This is a genomic window from Erythrobacter litoralis HTCC2594 (assembly GCF_000013005.1).
Lineage (GTDB): Bacteria > Pseudomonadota > Alphaproteobacteria > Sphingomonadales > Sphingomonadaceae > Parerythrobacter > Parerythrobacter litoralis_A.
This window is the reverse complement of sequence record NC_007722.1, coordinates 793814-810230: the sequence shown is the minus strand read 5'-3', so window position 1 is coordinate 810230 and position 16417 is coordinate 793814. Positions and strand designations below refer to the sequence as shown.

Below are 16417 nucleotides of genomic sequence, written 5' to 3'. Positions count from 1 at the left end.
GATCGTGTGCGCAGGAAGCTGCGGCCCTGATGGGCAAAGCGCGGCGCGCAATCAAGGTAAGCGCGAAGTTAAGGCTCATTTTACGCAATTTTCAGGGGGGATGGGCATAGACAAAGGCAATTCGGCTCGATTTTCGGGCATTTGAGGATGGGGATAATGGGGACCCACACGAGCAAGGTCGCTGACGGCCTCGCCAATGCGCGACGCGACGTCGTCGCACTCGGCATTGCAGCAGCTGCGATCATCATGTTCATCGGCACCGGCAGCGCCGTTTTGCCGCAGATCGTCGAACAATGGAGCAGCGGCGGCGCGGACGGCCCCAGCAGCGTTCTCAGCAGCGCCCTGATCCTCAACATCGCCCTGATCATCTTCGGCTGGCGCCGCTACCGCGAACTCACGGTGGAAATCGACACCCGCCGCGCCGCCGAGGCCAAGGCGCGCGAGCTCGCGGAAATCGATCCGCTCACCGGCTGCAACAACCGCCGCAGCGCGACCATCGAAACCGATCGTGCGATCGACAAGGCGCACAAGGAAGGCCGCGCAATCGCCTTCATCATGGTCGATCTCGACAATTTCAAGCAGGTCAACGACCTCAACGGTCACCAGGCTGGGGACGATGTGCTGGTCCGCGCAGCCGACCGGATGTCGTCACTGCTGCCGCGCGACGGATTGCTGGCGCGGCTCGGCGGGGATGAGTTCGCGATCGTGCATCCCTACGACAAGACTTCCCCCGATCTGGTCGAACAATTCGTCTCGCGCCTGATCGACAGCCTGGCCAAACCGATGGCGGTCCAGTCGCAAAAGGTCGATGTCACCGTTTCGGTCGGCATCGCTTCGGGGATGTCGGGCCGCCATGGCGAGCAGAACGAGACCGACGCGCAGGTGCTGATGCACCAGGCCGACATCGCGATGTATCATGCCAAGCGGCAGGGCAAGAACCGCTATTACTGGTTCGAAGAAACCATGGAAAACGAGCTGCGCTTCCGCAACCAGCTCGAGCGCGGCATACGCATCGGCGTCGAAAAGGGTGAGTTCGTTCCCCATTACGAACAGCAGGTCGATATTGCCACCGGTCGCCTGATGGGTTTCGAAATGCTCGCACGCTGGAATTCGCCCAAGCTCGGCATGATCAGCCCCGAGATTTTCATTCCGATCGCCGAGGATATCGGCGTCATCGCGGAGCTTTCCGAAGGCCTCATGCGCCAGGCCTTCCGGGACGCGAAGGAATGGGATCCATCGCTGACGATCTCCGTCAATATCTCGCCGGTACAGCTGCGCGATCCGTGGTTCTCGCAGAAGATCCTCAAACTGCTGCAGGAATGCAATTTTCCCGCCCAGCGGCTGGATATCGAGATCACGGAAAGCTGCCTGCACGACAATGTCGGGGTGGTGCGCTCGATGATCACCAGCCTCAAGAACCAGGGCGTAAAGATCAGCCTCGACGATTTCGGCACCGGCTATTCGAGCCTGTCGCAATTGCGATCGCTGCCGTTCGACCGGATCAAGATCGATCGCAGTTTCGTCAGCGAGCTGAAAGACGAGGACGCCAATTCCAAGATCGTTTCGGCGATCATCTCGCTTGGTGCCGGGCTCGAAATGCCGATCACGGCGGAAGGGATCGAGGACGCGACCATTCTGGAAACGCTGCAGCAGATGGGCGAGATGAAGGGCCAGGGCTATCTCTACGGGCGCCCGGAATCGGCGTCCGACGTGCGCAAGCGCCTCGAAAAGGAAGGCTTGCTGGTCGGCATCGAAGACAAGCCCGGTACCGATCCGGCCTCCGACGAGGACGAGCCGCTGCAAAAGTCGGCCTGATCGCGGACGAATCGGCGGCGCGCGCTCTTTACGCGCGCTCCCGCGACCCATAGATGCGCGGAAGATGCGCGTCTCCTTCACCAAGATGCACGGCCTCGGCAATGATTTCATCATGCTCGACGCGCGTGCCGAGAGCCTGCCGCCGATGACGGCTGCGACGGCGCGCGCGCTGGCGGATCGCAAGACCGGGATCGGCTGCGACCAGGTGATCCTGCTCGAACCTTCCGACAGCGCAGACTTCCGCATGCGTATTTTCAACGCCGATGGCGGCGAAGTGGAAGCATGCGGCAATGCCTCGCGGGCGGTCGCGCTGCTTCATGGCGAGGCGGCCAACGTCGAGACGAGCGGCGGCGTGATCGCGATAGCGCCCGCCAGTGGCGGCGCGCGGGTCGACATGGGCGTGCCGCGCTTCGACTGGGAAGCGATCCCGCTGGCCTATGCCATGGACACATTGTCGCTGCCGGTTGGCTGGGGGGAGCTGGAAGCGCCTGCCGCGGTCAATGTCGGCAATCCGCATGTGGTGTTCTTCGTGGATGATGCCGATGCGGTGCCGCTCGATACGATGGGACCCGGGATCGAGACCGATCCGCTGTTTCCCGAGCGTATCAACGTCAATATCGCCAGCCTGACCGGCGACGATGCGCTCAAGCTGCACGTATGGGAACGCGGCGTCGGCCTGACCCGCGCTTGCGGCACCGGTGCCTGCGCCACCGCCATCGCCGCAATGCGCCGCGGCCTGACCGGGCGCAAGGTCGCCGTGACCCTGCCCGGCGGCACGTTGCAGATCGAATGGGATGCAGACGACCACATCATCATGACCGGCCCCGCCGCCGAGAGCTTTCGCGGCACCTTCGACTGGGGCGACTATTCATGAGCGGAAGCGACGTCATTTCGCTCGGATGCCGCCTGAACATTTCCGAGAGCGCACAGATCCGCGCGCTGCTGGCGAGCGAAGACGACGTGGTGGTCGTCAACAGCTGCGCCGTCACAAGCGAAGCGGTGCGCCAGACGCGCCAGGCGATCCGCAAGGCGCGAAAGGCCCGGCCCAACGCGCGCCTGCTGGTGACCGGCTGCGCAGCGGATATCGAGCGGGACCAGCTCGCTGCGATGCCGGAGGTCGACGGCCTGGTTGCCAACGCCGCCAAGCTCGATCCACGGGCGTGGAACGTGCCTGCACCCCAGGCACCGGTCACGCCCCAGCACACACGCGCCTTCGTCGCCGTCCAGAACGGCTGCGATCACGCCTGCACATTCTGCGTGATCCCGCAGGGCCGCGGGAAGAGCCAGTCGCTGTCCATTGCGGAAGTCCTGCGGACCGTCGAGCATCATCTCGATCGAGGCGCGGCCGAAGTGGTGCTGACCGGCGTCGATGTCACCAGTTGGGGCCACGACCTGCCCGGAAGCCCTGCTCTCGGGTCGCTCGTCCGCGCGGTGCTCGACGCTTTCCCAACGCTCACCCGCCTGCGCATGTCCTCGATCGACGGGATCGAAGTCGACGAGACGCTTTTCGATCTTTTCGCGCACGAGCCGCGCGTCATGCCGCATATCCACCTGTCGCTGCAGCACGGGCACGACCTGATCCTCAAGCGCATGAAGCGCCGCCACAGCCGCGCGGACGCGTTCGATCTCGTCTTCCGCTTCAAGGCCGCGCGCCCGGAGATCGCCATCGGTGCCGACCTGATCGCGGGTTTCCCCACGGAAACCGAGGAGCACCATGCGGCGAACCTCGCCATTATCCGCGAGCTGGACATCGTCCACGGCCACATCTTCCCCTATTCCCCCCGCCCCGGCACCCCCGCCGCGCGGATGCCGCAGGTCGACAGGCCCACGATCAAGCGCCGCGCCGCAGAATTGCGCGCGGCGGTTGCCGAAGTGCGCGACCCTTGGCTTCGCGCGCAACTCGACCAACCCCACAGCGTCCTCGCCGAACGCGATGGATGCGGCTACACGCCTGCCTACGCACGGGTTAGACTGCCCGACCAGACACCAGTCGGGAGCACCGTGACCGTTACCCCCACACATTTCGAAAAAGGCCTGCTGTCATGAGCTGGACCGAGCGCCTGTTCGGCGGCTTCAAGAAGACGTCCGACCGGCTGAGCGAAAACCTCACCACCGCCGTCAGTACCGCGACGCTCGACGATGCAACGCTGGAGGAGGTCGAAGACGCGCTGATCATGTCCGATCTCGGCCCGGCAGCCGCCTCGCGCATCCGCGAGAAGCTGAAGGAAAAGCGTTTCGGCCTGCAGATCAGCGAGCGCGAGCTTAAAAAGGCAGTCGCCGACGAGATCGCGGAAATCCTCCGCCCGGTCGCGAAGCCGCTGGAAATCACCGCCTTTCCGCGCCCTCAGGTGATCCTCGTCATCGGCGTCAACGGCAGCGGCAAGACCACCACGATCGCCAAACTGGCGCACTGGCTGGTCGAAGAAGATTACGAGGTCATGCTGGCGGCAGGCGACACGTTTCGCGCCGCCGCCATCGAACAGCTCGCGACCTGGGCCGACCGCGTCGGCGTGCCGATCGTCAAGGGTCCGCAGGGCGGCGATCCGGCGAGCATCGTGTTCGACGGTGTGAAAGCCGGGACCGATCGTGGCACCGATGCGCTGGTAGTCGACACCGCCGGGCGCCTGCAGAACAAGCGGGAGCTGATGGACGAATTGGCCAAGATCAGGAAGGTTCTTGGGCGCCTCAATCCGGAAGCACCACACGACGTGATCCTGGTGCTCGATGCCACCAATGGCCAGAACGCATTGAGCCAGATCGACGTATTCAAGGAAGTCGCCGGCGTGACCGGCCTGATCATGACCAAGCTCGACGGCACCGCGCGCGGCGGTGTGCTGGTCGCGGCGGCTGAGCAATATGGCTTGCCGATCCACGCCATCGGCGTGGGTGAGACGATCGACGACCTGCGACCGTTCGACCCGGACCTGGTCGCGAAAGTGATCGCGGGGATTGCGTAAGACATGACCGACCATAACCCCACCCCCGTTCGCCCTGAGCCTGTCGAAGGGCAGGCAGGAGCGCCTGCCCCTCGTACTTCGACAGACTCAGCACGAACGGAGCACGAGGACGCGGGCAAACCGCAGAAAAAATCCTCCGGCTGGCTCAACATCGTCGTCGATTACGGCCCGTTGCTGATCTTCTTCGGCGTGTATCGCTGGTACGCACCCGACGACCCCGAGCCAATCGCCGAAATCGGCGCGGTCATTCGCGGCACGCTCGCCTTCATGGTCGCCTCGGTCATCGCACTGCTCTTCTCGAAATTTCGCCTCGGCAAGGTCTCGCCCATGCTGTGGTTTTCGACCGCGCTGATCCTCGGCTTCGGCGCGCTGACGATCTTCTTCGGCGATCCCACCTTCGTCCAGCTCAAGCCGACGATCATCTACGTGCTGATGGGCGCTGCGCTGCTGGTCGGGTTCGCGATGGGCAAATCGCTGCTCAAGATCCTGCTCGAAGCGGCGTTCGAAGGCCTCAGCGAGGAAGGTTGGCTCAAGCTCAGCCGCAATTGGGGCATCTTCTTCCTCGCGCTTGCCGCTCTCAACGAATTCCTGCGCTGGTATCTCGACTTCGGTGATTGGCTCGCAGCGAAACTCTGGGTGTTCCTGCCGCTAAGCTTTCTCTTCACCTTCACGCAAATCCCGATGTTGTTGAAGCACGGGTTGGCGGTCGAAGATGCCGATGAAGCCGTGAAAGACGAACCGCCGACGGCTTAGAGCAGCACATCAACTCCATCGTCATCCCAGCGAAAGCTGGGATCTCTCTCAGCTAGCTCAGACGCTCGAAAAGATCGTCCCATTCCGGGTTCGCACGTTCGATCAGCTCGATTTTCCAAGCGCGCTTCCAAGCCTTCAATGCCTTTTCGCGAACTATCGCCTCGTCAATGTTGCCATACTCTTCAGCATAGACGAGGCATTTGATGCCATACCGGCGACAAAAGGCCGAACCTTCTCCATTTCGGTGTTGCACCATTCGCGCTGGGAGGTTGGAGGTGACGCCGATGTAGAGCACGCCGTCGCGTTTGTTGGTTGGAATGTAGACCCAGCCTCCCATCATCCTGTGAGGTAGCACTGAGCCGACAAAGATCCCAGCTTTCGCTGGGATGACGGGTTATCGGTTTTGGGCAAGGACTCCTAAATCCGCACCTGGCTCCCAAGCTCCACCACGCGGTTCGTGGGCAGCCCGAAGAACTCCATCGCCGTCGCCGCATTGCGCAGCATCCATGCAAAGATCTTCTCGCGCCAGATCGGCATGCCGGGCTTGTCGCTCGGCAACAGGGTCTGGCGGCTGAGGAAGAAACTGGTCTGCATCATGTCGAACTCGCCGCCGCATTGCTGCATCGACTTGAGCCCTTCGGGTACGTTGGTTTCTTCCATGAAGCCATAGTGCAGGATCGCGCGGTAGATGCCCTGGCCGATCTCCGAATATTCGCAGCGTTTGGCAGGATCGACATAGGGGATGTCGGATATCTCCACCGTCAGGATCACCACGCGTTCGTGCAGCACCTTGTTGTGCTTGATGTTGTGCAGCAGCGCGGAGGGAACGCCTGCGGTGCTGGAGGCCATGAAGATCGCGGTGCCCGGCACGCGGGTGGCGCTGTTGTGCGCGCTCTTGGCGAAGATTTCGATCGGCAGCGCGACTTCGCTCATCCGTTCTCGCATCAGCTTCCGGCCGCGCGCCCAGGTGGTGAGCAGGGTGAAGACGATCAGGCCGACCACCAGCGGGAACCAGCCGCCGTCGGGCACCTTGGTGAGGTTGGCGGCGAAATAGGCCCCGTCGATGATCAGGAAGACGATCACCACCGGCGCGGCGTAGTACCATTTCCATTTCCACACCCCGACCAGCAGCACTGCCATCAGCAGCGTATCGATCGTGACCGCGCCGGTTACCGCGATGCCGTAGGCGCTGGCGAGATTGGACGAGTTCTGGAAGGTCAGCACCAGCAGGATCACCGCCACCATCAGCGCCCAGTTGATGACGGGAATGTAGATCTGGCCCGAATGGGCATCGCTGGTGTGGCGGACGGAGAGGCGCGGCACGAAGCCGAGCTGGATGGCCTGATGGGTGATCGAGAATGCACCGCTGATCACCGCCTGGCTGGCGATGAATGTGGCGAAGGTCGCGAGAATCACCAGCGGCAGGCGCAGCATCTCCGGCGCGAGCAGGAAGAACGGTGCCTGGATCGCTTCCTGCGCTTCCGGCCCGCTTAACGAGACGATCATCGCACCCTGCCCGAAATAATTGAGCAAGAGGCACGGCATGACGAAGCCGAACCAGCTCAGCTTCATCGGGCCGCGGCCGAAATGGCCCATGTCCGAATAGAGCGCTTCGGACCCCGTAACCGCCAGCACCACCGAACCGAGCGCTAGGAAGGCCAGAAACCCGTCATTGATGAAGAACAGCACCGCGTAATAGGGGTTGAGCGCGTAGAGAATTTCCGGATGCTGGACGATGGAGATCAGGCCCAGCGTGGCGATGACGGTGAAATAGACGATCATTACCGGAGCAAAGAGTGCACCGACCTTCGCGGTGCCGCGCTTCTGCAGCACGAACAGGCCGACCAGCAGCACCAGCGCAATCGGGATGACGAAGCCCTGCAGTTCGGGGTCGACCACGACCAGCCCCTCTACCGCCGACAGGACGGAGATCGCAGGCGTAATCATGCTGTCGCCGTAGAACAGCGACGTCGCAAAGACCCCCAGCAACACCACCAGCCAGCCGTAATTGGTGTTGCGCACGCTCCGGCTGATGAGAGCCACGAGCGCGAGACTGCCGCCTTGCCCCTTGTTGTCGGCGCGCATCAGGATGGTGACATACTGGATCGCCACGATCAGCGTCATCGACCAGAAGATCAGGCTGACGACGCCGAGGACGTGGTTGTAGTCGATCGGCAGCGGGTTGGGTCCGACGAAGGTCTCGCGGAAGGCGTAAAGCGGGCTGGTGCCGATATCGCCGAAGACGATGCCGATGGCCCCGATCGCCAGCTTGGTGGTGGAATCCATGTGCTGATCGCCGGCACCCGGAGGCGCGCGGTCAACAGATGGAGAAGCTTCGCTCATATTCTCGGTCTATCCGATCCCATGGCTGGATGCGCACTGTGCACTCTCGCGTCGCGGCTCGTGCCGACACGCCCTCCCCGATGCACCGCCCCCGTTTCAACGAGGACGCGCGCGCCTAGCAGGGCGACACGCCCCATGCAACCACGGCTAGGGTCCACCGGTACCCGGCGCGGGTGGCGTTGAGGACGCTGCGGGGGGCATTGCGGGGGTGCCTGGCGGAGTTGTGCGTGGGTCGCCCTGCATCTGCTGCATCAGGGTTTCCATCAGGCGGTCGAGACCGACGAGGCGCTCGGCGACATATTCGCGGCCCGGCGCATTCTCGTCCGACTCGGCCAGCGCTTCGATCCACAGCTCGCGTGCTTGAGTGAACTCCCCGGCGCGCATGGCGTTGACGCCTTGAAAGAACGCCGGCCCGGGATTGCCCGGCAAACGCGCGCGGGCCTGCTTGAAGGCCATTTCGGCGGCCGGCGCCTCGTTGCCGCGGGCATGTTCGACCAGCGCGACGCCTAGCGCCAGCCATGCCTCGCCGTCATTGGGGTTCTCGGACACCGCGCCGCGCAGGAAATTGGCGGCGCGTTCGTAGTCGCCGCGCCGCGCGAAGGCATCGGCGGTGGTGACATAGCGGCTGGGCGGATTGGCCGGATCGAAGAACTCGCGGCGTGCATCGATCAGCCCGGGGTTGCCGCGCGGCTCTTCCAAGCTTTCGGCCGAAACCGAGCCATACCCTGGCGAGCCTTGCCAGGCATAGCCCGCCAGCCCCACCACCAGCATCGCCGCCATCAAGGTCCAGACACCGCGCTGCTCGCGCAGCAGCCACGCACCCAGCCCGAAAGCCGTAAGCGCCATAGCGGCAATCGCGATCCAGGTGCTCACGAGCGGCGCATCCGGCGCCAGAACAGGCCCAGCGCCGCGAGCATGAGCAGGACCGGGACCATGTAGAGCGGCCAAGTCGTCCGGCTCACGGTCGGGCTGTAGCTGATATAATCGCCGTAGCGCTCGATCATCCACGCGCGAATCTGCTCCGGATGTTCGCCCGCCGCAATGCGGCTGCGGACCTGGTGGCGCATGTCACCGGCGATGGGCGCGTCGCTGTCATGGATCGATTGCGACTGGCAGGTGAGGCAGCGCAATGTCTCCATCAGGTCGAGCGCGGCCTGCTCCTGCGCCGGGTCCTCAAGCTGGACATTGGCCAGCGGTGCATCGGGCAATCGCTGCTGCGCGGCGAGCGGCGCGGCGAGAAGTGCGAGAACGAGAGCGAGGAGACGGATCATCCCGCCGCCTCCAGCTCGCGCAGCAGGTCCGAGATGTGTTCGGGCCGGATATCGCCGATATGCTGGTATCGGATCACGCCCTCGCCATCGATCACGAAGGTTTCCGGCACCCCGCTCGAGCCGATGCCGAGCTGGACCTCGGAGATGTCGTCGCGAGCGATAGCGGTGTAAGGATTGCCGTGACGGGCAAGGAATTGCGCGATGTCTTCGGGTTTGTCGCGGATGGCGACACCGACGATCTCCACGCCCATCTGCTCCAGCGCTTCCAGTTGCGGGGCCTCGGCGATGCAGGGCAGGCACCAGCTGGCCCAGACATTCAGAAGCTTCGGCCTGCCGTCACGAAAGATCGCGTCGGTGATCCGCGCTGGCCCATCGCCCTCGCCCGCCGGATCATAAGCCGGCAGGTCGAAGGCCGGCAGCGGTTTGCCGACCATCGCGCTGCGCACGGTCTCGTCCTTCGGCTGGGTCAACTGGTATCCCGCCACCCCGGCAAAGAACAGGAACAGCGCCAGCGGCCCCCAGATCAGCAGCTTGTTCATGCCGGTAGCTCCTGCCCGTGGCGAAGCGCGATCTGCCGTTCGATCGATTGGCGGCGCAAGTGAACGCGCAGGTGCCCGACAATGGCAAGCGCACCGCCCAGCGCGATCAATATACCGCCGAACCAGATCAACGTAACGAAGGGTTTCCACCACAACCGCAATTGCCAGCGACCGTCGGGCAGGCGGTTGCCGAGCGTGGCGTAAAGTTGGCCGTTCCAGCGCGTTTCGAGCGCGCTTTCCGTGGTTTCCTGCACGGGTTCGGTGAACGTACGCGCCTGCGGTGCCAGCGCGCGCTGCGCACCGCCGTCGTAGCTCGCCAGGATGCGGGCTTCGAGCGCGGTCCAGTTCGGCCCGGCGCGCGGCTCCACGCCGTCGAGCGTCACCATCCATTCGCCCACTACAACGCTTTCACCCGGGGTCAGCGCAGCCAGCCGCTCTTCGGTCAGCGCCGCTTCGCTGGCAATGCCGAACAGCGCCACCGCGACTCCGAAATGCGCTGCGACCATGCCCCAAGTCGCGGTCGGCACGCGCAACAGGTTGCGGCCCCACAGAGGTTGCAGGCTCGCGACACCGAGGCCGATCGCCAGCGCAAAGCCGATCAGCGCCAGTATGCTCATGTCGACAAACAGGCCGAGGCCGACCAGCGCCAACACCAATGCAGCGCCGGAAATCATCACCGGCGTCTTGATCCGGCTGAACCTGTCCTTGCGCCATTGCAGCAGCGGACCGACCGCCAGCACCAGGAACATCGGCACGGCGAAGACCGCACTGACCGGATTGAAGTAAGGCGGCCCGACCGACACGCGCGCATTGAAGGCCTCAGCCAGCAGCGGATAGAGCGTGCCGAGCAGCACTACGCCGAGGATGGCGCTGAGCATCACATTGTTGAATACCAGCGCGCTCTCGCGGCTCGCCAATGTGAAGCGCTCTCCCTCCGAAATGCTGCCCGCGCGAAGGGCGAAGAGCGCCAGCGAGCCGCCGATATAGAGGACCAGCAATGCAAGGATGAAAGCGCCGCGCTCGGGGTCGACGGCGAAGGCGTGGACACTGGTCAACACTCCCGAACGTACGAGGAACGTGCCGAGCATGCTCATGGAGAAGGCGATCACGCCGAGCATGACGGTCCATGTCCGTAATGCATCGCGCGCGGCCAGCACGCCGACCGAATGCAGCAGCGCCGTCGCCGCGAGCCACGGCATAAGCGACGCGTTCTCGACCGGGTCCCAGAACCAGTAGCCACCCCAGCCGAGCTCGTAATAGGCCCAGTAACTGCCCGCGGTGATGCCGAGCGTCAGGAACACCCACGCGCCCAGCACCCAGGGCCGCATCGCGCGGGCAAAGTCGGGCGTCACCTGCCGCGTGACCAGCGCGCCGACGACGAAGCTGAAGGCGACCGACAGGCCGACATAGCCGATGTAAAGCGTCGGCGGATGGAAGGCCAAGCCGATGTCCTGCAGCAACGGATTGAGGCCAACGCCGGAAACTGCGGGGGTCGGCAGCCGCTCGAACGGATTGGAACTGAACAGCAGGAAAGCGAAGAACCCCAGCGCGACGAAGCCTTGCGCGGCCAGTGTCGCCTGCATGGTGTTCTCAGGCAGTCGCCGCTCGAGCCATGCGATCAGCGCACCGGCCAGCGCCATTACCGTGACCCACAGCAGCATCGAACCTTCATGGTTGCCCCAGACACCGGTGACCTTGAAGATCATCGGCTTGTCGACATGCGAATTGGCGACGACGAGCTTCGTCGAAAGATCGGTGATTGCAAAGAGATAGAGCAGGCAGGCGAAGGAGATAGCGAGCAGCAGGCCCTGTACGATGGCGAATGGCCGGGTCAGCGCACCGATCTCCGCGCCCTGCTCTCGCAAGGCCAGCGCGCCGCAAACCATCTGCCCGAGTGCAAGCGCTGCGGCCATCCACAGCGCGGCGAGGCCGACCTCCGCGATCATGTACCTTCGACCGTCTCGCCGTAAACGTCGGCCGCCTGATGCTGCTCCATGTCCTGCAATTCGCGCGGCACGTAGTTCTCGTCATGCTTGGCGAGTAGATTGTCCGCCACGAAGGTGCCATCGGCCTGGTAGCGCCCTTCGGCAACGACGCCCGAATTTTCCACGAACAGGTCCGGCAAAATACCGACGAAGCGCACCGGCACCGTCGCATCGCCGTCACCGACGACGAAGGACACGGTCACGCCGTCCTCGAGCGTCTCGATCGAGCCCTCCTGCACCATCCCACCTAGCCGCACGGCGCGGTCGGGCGAAGGTTTTTCGGCGACAATCTGGCTCGGCACGTAGAAATAGCTCGCCTGGTTGCGCAAGGCATATGCCGCGAGCAATCCCGCCGCGACCAGCACCACCAGCGCGATTACGACAAGCACCAGCCGCTGGTGCTTTGGTTTGAGACCGCCGGTCGTCTCGCTCATTTCCTGCGCGCCTTTTCACGCCGCGCTTCGGCACGCTTCATCGAAATCCAGCTCCACGCCACCATAGCCAACGTGCCGAGAACGCCCACCGCATAGGCCGCGATCACGAAGTCCCATTGGTCGAGCCCCTCGCGCATCACGCCGCCTCCATTGCCTTGCGCCGCAGCCGGGCCTCGGTCTGGACATCGGCGAGAATCGCCCGCATCCGCGCCAGCACGACGCCGCCGAAGATCAACGAAAAACCGACGACTGCGATGAGCAGCGGCCACAGGAACTCAGGCGCAATCGCGCTCTTCCCGACGGTGATCGAGGGTGGCTGGTGCAGCGAATTCCACCACACGACCGAACGGTTGATGATCGGGATATTGACGGCGCCGACAAGGCCGAAGATCGCGGGAATCCGTGCGGACACGCCCTCACGCTCGGCCGCCTGCGCCAGTGCGAGATAACCTGCATAGAGGAACAGCAGCACTAGCATGCTGGTCAGCCGCCCGTCCCACACCCACCAGGTCCCCCATGTCGGGCGGCCCCAGATCGACCCCGTCGCGAGGCAGATCGCAGTAAACACAATGCCCGGCCATGCCGCCGCCTGCGCGGCGATCGCCGCGAGCGGGTGGCGCCAGACGAGGTAGACGAGGCTCGACACCGCGATTGCGGTCCATCCCCCCATGCCGAGCCAGGCAGCGGGCACGTGCAGGAACAGGATGCGCACCGTTTCGCCCATCAGCCGATCGGGCGGCACCTGCGTCAGCCCCCACCACAGCGAACCTGCGGCGAGCACCAGACCGCTCACCAGCAATAGCGGCGTGAGCCAGCCGGCGAGCGACAGGAAGCGTTTGGGATTGGCGAAAGCGTGCATGAGACGTGTCGCGTTGCAATCTAGTCGCGCGGGCAGGCCCCTGCAAGCGAGACCGAAGGCCTATTCGTCACCGCCCGATGAGCTTCTGGGCCATGCGGTCGGCAACGACGTCCGCGGAAATGCCGCTGCGTTCGCTCTCTTGCCAGATCTGCACCAGCCGCTCGGGAATCTGGGCGATGCGCTTGCGGACTTCGTTGATGCCGCCGGACGCGCCCTGCTGGCGGTCGAGATATTCTTGCGCCACGCTAATGATACCGCCGGCATTGATGACATAATCCGGGGCGTAGAGGATATCGCGCTCGGCCAGCATGGCACCATGTTTGGCGCGGGCGAACTGGTTGTTGGCGCCGCCGGCGACAATGGCGCAGTCGAGCCGCGCAATGCCTTCGTCATCGAGGATCGCGCCAAGAGCGTTGGGGCTGAAAACGTCGCAGGCCGTGCTCATGATCGCATCGGGCGCGACGGCCTTGCCGCCAAGCTCGGTCGCCAGCGCTTCGGCGCGGTCTTCGTGGATGTCGGAGAGCGTCAGCTTGGCACCATCCTTGGCCAGCAGGCGCGCAACGCCGCCGCCGACGCTGCCGGTGCCCTGCACCGCGACATGGACGCCCTTGACGCTGTCCTTGCCGAGCTTGTGCGCCACAGCGGCCTTGATGCCGTGATAGATGCCCATGGCAGTGAACGGACCGGGATCGCCGCCAGCCGAATCTTCGCCCTCGACCGGCAGGCCCGAAACATAGCTGGTGCGCTGCGAAACGGCGACCATGTCGGCTTCGCTGATGCCGACGTCCTCAGCGGTCACGTATTTGCCACCCAGCGCTTCGACCGCATCGCCGAAGGCGGCGAGCATCTCGGGCGACTTGGTGCGATCCTCGTCGGCGAGGATCACGGCCTTGCCGCCGCCCATCGGCAGGCCGGCCATCGCGTTCTTGTAGCTCATCCCGCGGCTGAGCCGCAGCGCGTCGCGCATCGCTGCCTTGGGATCGGGATAGTGCCAGAAACGCGTGCCACCGGCGCCCGGGCCGAGATGGGTCGAATGGATCGCGATAATCGCGGTCAGGCCCGATTTGGGATCGCGCACGAGCTGGACCAGCTCGTGATCGTCGTAATCCGCTTCGGTCCAGAATGCCGTCATCGCGTTCATCGCCCCTGCCCTTGCTGTGGGGTGGAAGAGTGTGCTGTTGCGAGGGGGAAAATGGGGCGATCGAGGGGTCTCGAACCCCCGACCTCCGGTACCACAAACCGGCGCTCTAACCAACTGAGCTACGATCGCCACAAGCCCCGCACAAAGCCATGCAGGAGCGCGCTGTTACGCCCATCCGCGCGCCCGTCAAGGGCACCCGAACGCGGGCGCGAGCCTGTTGCACACGAGCGGCCGCATGTGAAGTGAAAAGTGCGTCTGCCGCGTATGTGCGTAATATTGTTTCGCAGCTTGCGAGCGGCCTGCGCGCGGCTAGACTTGTCGCCATGCTTCCACCCGGCGAATCTTCGGCAGACCGGCTCACACATTACGGCGGCGTCCAGCGCCTGCCCTACGCCAAGCTCGAGCTGTTCCAGCGGCGCGATTTCCTCTCGCCCGATCACTGCGCGGAGCTGATCGCGTTGATCGAAACCAATCGCCGCCCCTCGACAATTGCCGACCACAATGGCGACGAGTATTTCCGCACCAGCGAAACCTGCGACCTCGACCCCGATCTCGATGCGGTCGGTGCGCTGGAGGCGATGCTGGAGGAATTGAGCGGGATCGATTCCGCCCACGGCGAGCCGGTTCAGGGCCAGCGCTACGAAGTCGGGCAGGAATTCAAGCCGCACAACGATTGGTTCGAACCAAACGGCGCGGATTACGAGAAATATTGCGCGGTCGCAGGCCAGCGGACCTGGACTTTCATGATCTACCTCAACGAGGTCGAGGCGGGAGGCGCGACACGGTTCAAGACGGTGAAGAAGAGCTTCCAGCCCGAGACAGGCAAGCTGCTGTGCTGGAACAACCGCCGGCTCGATCCCGCGACCGGGCAGATGGTCGGCAATGTCAACGCGCTGCATCACGGCATGAAGGTGCGCCGCGGGCTCAAATATGTGATAACCAAGTGGTACCGTGAAAAACCGTGGGGGTGGTCATGAGTGAATTCGATGGCTTCAGGCCGCAATTGCAGGAACGCCTGGCCGACCTGCTCGAGCGTGCGAACGTGATCGAAGACGACCTGCGCGGCCCCCTTGATGCCGATTCCAGCGAGCAGGCCGTCGACCTGGCCGACGACGAGGCGCTCGAAGGGGTCGACGATGTGCTGCGCGCGGAAATCCAGCAAGTTCGCTATGCCCTCGCGCGGATCGAGAACGGCAGCTACGGAACCTGCGCCAAGTGCGGCGAACCGATTCCGAAAGAGCGGCTCGAGGCGCGACCGATCGCGACGCGCTGCATCAAATGCGCATAGCTTGGCCGCATTTCACTTCATTTTGAGGCACTAGGACACCGAGACAGACCGGATGGCAGCACCCAGAGTATTCATCAGCATGGGGACGCCCTACTCCTCGGAAAGTCAGGCATTCAGAGATACTCTGGAAGCGGTCTTGCGAGACCAATGCGGGGTCGATCCGAGGATTATCGGCAAGAACGAATATCCGGACGGCAACCCGCTGTCCAAGATCAAGTCGGTGATGTCTCAATGCGACGGGGTCGTGGTGGTGGCCTACGAGCGCAAGTTTCTCGCCGACGGCACGGAGAAGCGCGCCAGCAGCGTCCCTGTTCCCCTCCAGTCCCAAATCTATACCACGCCGTGGAATCACATTGAATCCGCCATGGCCTACAGCCTCGGCATTCCTCTCTACATCCTGTGTCAGCGCGGACTTTCTGAGGAAGGTCTTATTGAAACCAAGGTCGATTGGTACGTCCAGTATGTCGACCTCGACCCGGCAGAGTTGCACAAGGCGGATGTCTTGAGCTCGATGCGGAATTGGGTGACCACCCGCGTGATCCCGCGCAAGAAGACGCCGAAACTGCTGAAATCGCTGGATGGCAGGACCAAGTTCTCCGAGATGACCCCTCGCGAAATCTGGAGCATCATCGGGGTTCTCGCCGCAGTCTTCGGGCTGGGCGTAGGGGCGGCGAACCTGTTGCCGGGCCTGTTTGGCTAGAACGGAAAAAGGCGGCCCCGTCGGACCGCCCTTCCCTTCGCAGCCGAAGCTGCGGAACTGATTCTCAGCTTATTTCTTGAGCGAAAGCCCGCCGAAGCGCTTGTTGAACTGCGCCACGCGCCCGCCTTCCTGAAGCTGCTGCTTGCCGCCGGTCCATGCCGGGTGACTGGTCGGGTCGATCTCGAGCGCGAGGGTCTCGCCTTCGTTGCCCCAGGTCGAACGCGTCTGGAATTCGGTGCCATCGGTCATCTTGACCGTGATCATGTGATATTCGGGGTGCCCTTCGGCCTTCATAGTATTCGTCCTTCGTAGCTTGTGCCCGGTTCCGACCG

19 protein-coding genes and 1 tRNA gene are annotated in these 16417 nt (G+C 63.8%); 8 read left to right on the top strand and 12 right to left on the bottom strand.

The features are described from left to right. Positions 1-156 precede the first annotated feature (156 nt). From EL2594_RS03885 to EL2594_RS03865, 5 genes are all read left to right on the top strand, one after another. Positions 157-1815: a putative bifunctional diguanylate cyclase/phosphodiesterase gene (locus EL2594_RS03885; RefSeq protein ID WP_011413752.1), complete on the top strand. Its 1659-nt coding sequence runs from the start codon at positions 157-159 to the stop codon at positions 1813-1815. Between the two features lie 64 nt (positions 1816-1879). Further along, on the top strand, positions 1880-2689 hold the full coding sequence (gene dapF / locus EL2594_RS03880; RefSeq protein WP_011413751.1) for a diaminopimelate epimerase: 810 nt from the start codon (positions 1880-1882) through the stop codon (positions 2687-2689). After that, entirely contained in the window at positions 2686-3861 is a 1176-nt protein-coding gene (locus EL2594_RS03875; RefSeq protein WP_011413750.1) for a MiaB/RimO family radical SAM methylthiotransferase, read from the top strand. The genes dapF and EL2594_RS03875 overlap by 4 nt, the downstream gene beginning before the upstream one ends. Further along, the gene (gene ftsY / locus EL2594_RS03870) at positions 3858-4772 is read left to right on the top strand and encodes a signal recognition particle-docking protein FtsY (protein ID WP_011413749.1); all 915 of its coding nucleotides are present in this window, start codon (positions 3858-3860) and stop codon (positions 4770-4772) included. Before EL2594_RS03875 ends, ftsY begins: the two co-directional genes overlap by 4 nt. A 3-nt stretch (positions 4773-4775) precedes the next feature. Then, a complete protein-coding gene (locus tag EL2594_RS03865) occupies positions 4776-5525 on the top strand; it encodes an inner membrane-spanning protein YciB (protein WP_081432274.1) in 750 nt (249 codons plus the stop codon). 52 nt (positions 5526-5577) lie between these two features. Here EL2594_RS03865 and EL2594_RS03860 read toward each other — a convergent pair whose 3' ends face one another. The 11 genes from EL2594_RS03860 to EL2594_RS03815 form a co-directional block, all read right to left on the bottom strand. Next, a complete protein-coding gene (locus tag EL2594_RS03860; protein ID WP_011413747.1) occupies positions 5578-5865 on the bottom strand; it encodes a GIY-YIG nuclease family protein in 288 nt (95 codons plus the stop codon). A gap of 77 nt (positions 5866-5942) precedes the next feature. Further along, complete coding sequence (locus EL2594_RS03855; protein ID WP_011413746.1) at positions 5943-7811, bottom strand: potassium transporter Kup; 1869 nt, start codon at positions 7809-7811, stop codon at positions 5943-5945. A gap of 204 nt (positions 7812-8015) precedes the next feature. Further along, on the bottom strand, positions 8016-8741 hold the full coding sequence (locus EL2594_RS03850; RefSeq protein ID WP_011413745.1) for a tetratricopeptide repeat protein: 726 nt from the start codon (positions 8739-8741) through the stop codon (positions 8016-8018). Further along, a complete protein-coding gene (locus EL2594_RS03845) occupies positions 8738-9139 on the bottom strand; it encodes a cytochrome c-type biogenesis protein (protein ID WP_011413744.1) in 402 nt (133 codons plus the stop codon). Before EL2594_RS03845 ends, EL2594_RS03850 begins: the two co-directional genes overlap by 4 nt. After that, a complete protein-coding gene (locus EL2594_RS03840) occupies positions 9136-9678 on the bottom strand; it encodes a DsbE family thiol:disulfide interchange protein (RefSeq protein WP_011413743.1) in 543 nt (180 codons plus the stop codon). Before EL2594_RS03840 ends, EL2594_RS03845 begins: the two co-directional genes overlap by 4 nt. Continuing rightward, positions 9675-11624 (bottom strand): heme lyase CcmF/NrfE family subunit, encoded by a 1950-nt coding sequence (locus EL2594_RS03835; RefSeq protein ID WP_011413742.1) that lies wholly within the window; start codon positions 11622-11624, stop codon positions 9675-9677. Before EL2594_RS03835 ends, EL2594_RS03840 begins: the two co-directional genes overlap by 4 nt. Continuing rightward, positions 11621-12097: a cytochrome c maturation protein CcmE gene (ccmE, locus tag EL2594_RS03830; RefSeq protein WP_011413741.1), complete on the bottom strand. Its 477-nt coding sequence runs from the start codon at positions 12095-12097 to the stop codon at positions 11621-11623. The genes EL2594_RS03835 and ccmE overlap by 4 nt, the downstream gene beginning before the upstream one ends. Further along, entirely contained in the window at positions 12094-12234 is a 141-nt protein-coding gene (locus EL2594_RS15455; RefSeq protein ID WP_011413740.1) for a hypothetical protein, read from the bottom strand. Before EL2594_RS15455 ends, ccmE begins: the two co-directional genes overlap by 4 nt. After that, positions 12234-12956: a heme ABC transporter permease CcmC gene (gene ccmC, locus EL2594_RS03825; protein WP_011413739.1), complete on the bottom strand. Its 723-nt coding sequence runs from the start codon at positions 12954-12956 to the stop codon at positions 12234-12236. The genes EL2594_RS15455 and ccmC overlap by 1 nt, the downstream gene beginning before the upstream one ends. A 67-nt stretch (positions 12957-13023) precedes the next feature. Continuing rightward, positions 13024-14097 (bottom strand): Leu/Phe/Val dehydrogenase, encoded by a 1074-nt coding sequence (locus EL2594_RS03820; RefSeq protein ID WP_011413738.1) that lies wholly within the window; start codon positions 14095-14097, stop codon positions 13024-13026. A gap of 52 nt (positions 14098-14149) precedes the next feature. Continuing rightward, positions 14150-14226: transfer RNA gene (locus EL2594_RS03815), tRNA-His, on the bottom strand. Between the two features lie 194 nt (positions 14227-14420). On the opposite strand from EL2594_RS03815, the gene EL2594_RS03810 reads away from it, so the two are divergent. The 3 genes from EL2594_RS03810 to EL2594_RS03800 are packed head-to-tail and all read left to right on the top strand — an operon-like array spanning position 14421 to position 16085. Continuing rightward, positions 14421-15074, top strand: coding sequence for a prolyl hydroxylase family protein (locus EL2594_RS03810; protein WP_011413737.1), 654 nt, complete (start codon positions 14421-14423; stop codon positions 15072-15074). Beyond that, entirely contained in the window at positions 15071-15385 is a 315-nt protein-coding gene (locus EL2594_RS03805) for a TraR/DksA family transcriptional regulator (protein WP_011413736.1), read from the top strand. The genes EL2594_RS03810 and EL2594_RS03805 overlap by 4 nt, the downstream gene beginning before the upstream one ends. 52 nt (positions 15386-15437) lie before the next feature. Next, positions 15438-16085, top strand: coding sequence for a hypothetical protein (locus EL2594_RS03800; protein WP_011413735.1), 648 nt, complete (start codon positions 15438-15440; stop codon positions 16083-16085). Positions 16086-16154: 69 nt separating this feature from the next. Here EL2594_RS03800 and rpmE read toward each other — a convergent pair whose 3' ends face one another. Continuing rightward, complete coding sequence (gene rpmE, locus EL2594_RS03795; protein ID WP_011413734.1) at positions 16155-16379, bottom strand: 50S ribosomal protein L31; 225 nt, start codon at positions 16377-16379, stop codon at positions 16155-16157. Positions 16380-16417 lie beyond the last annotated feature (38 nt).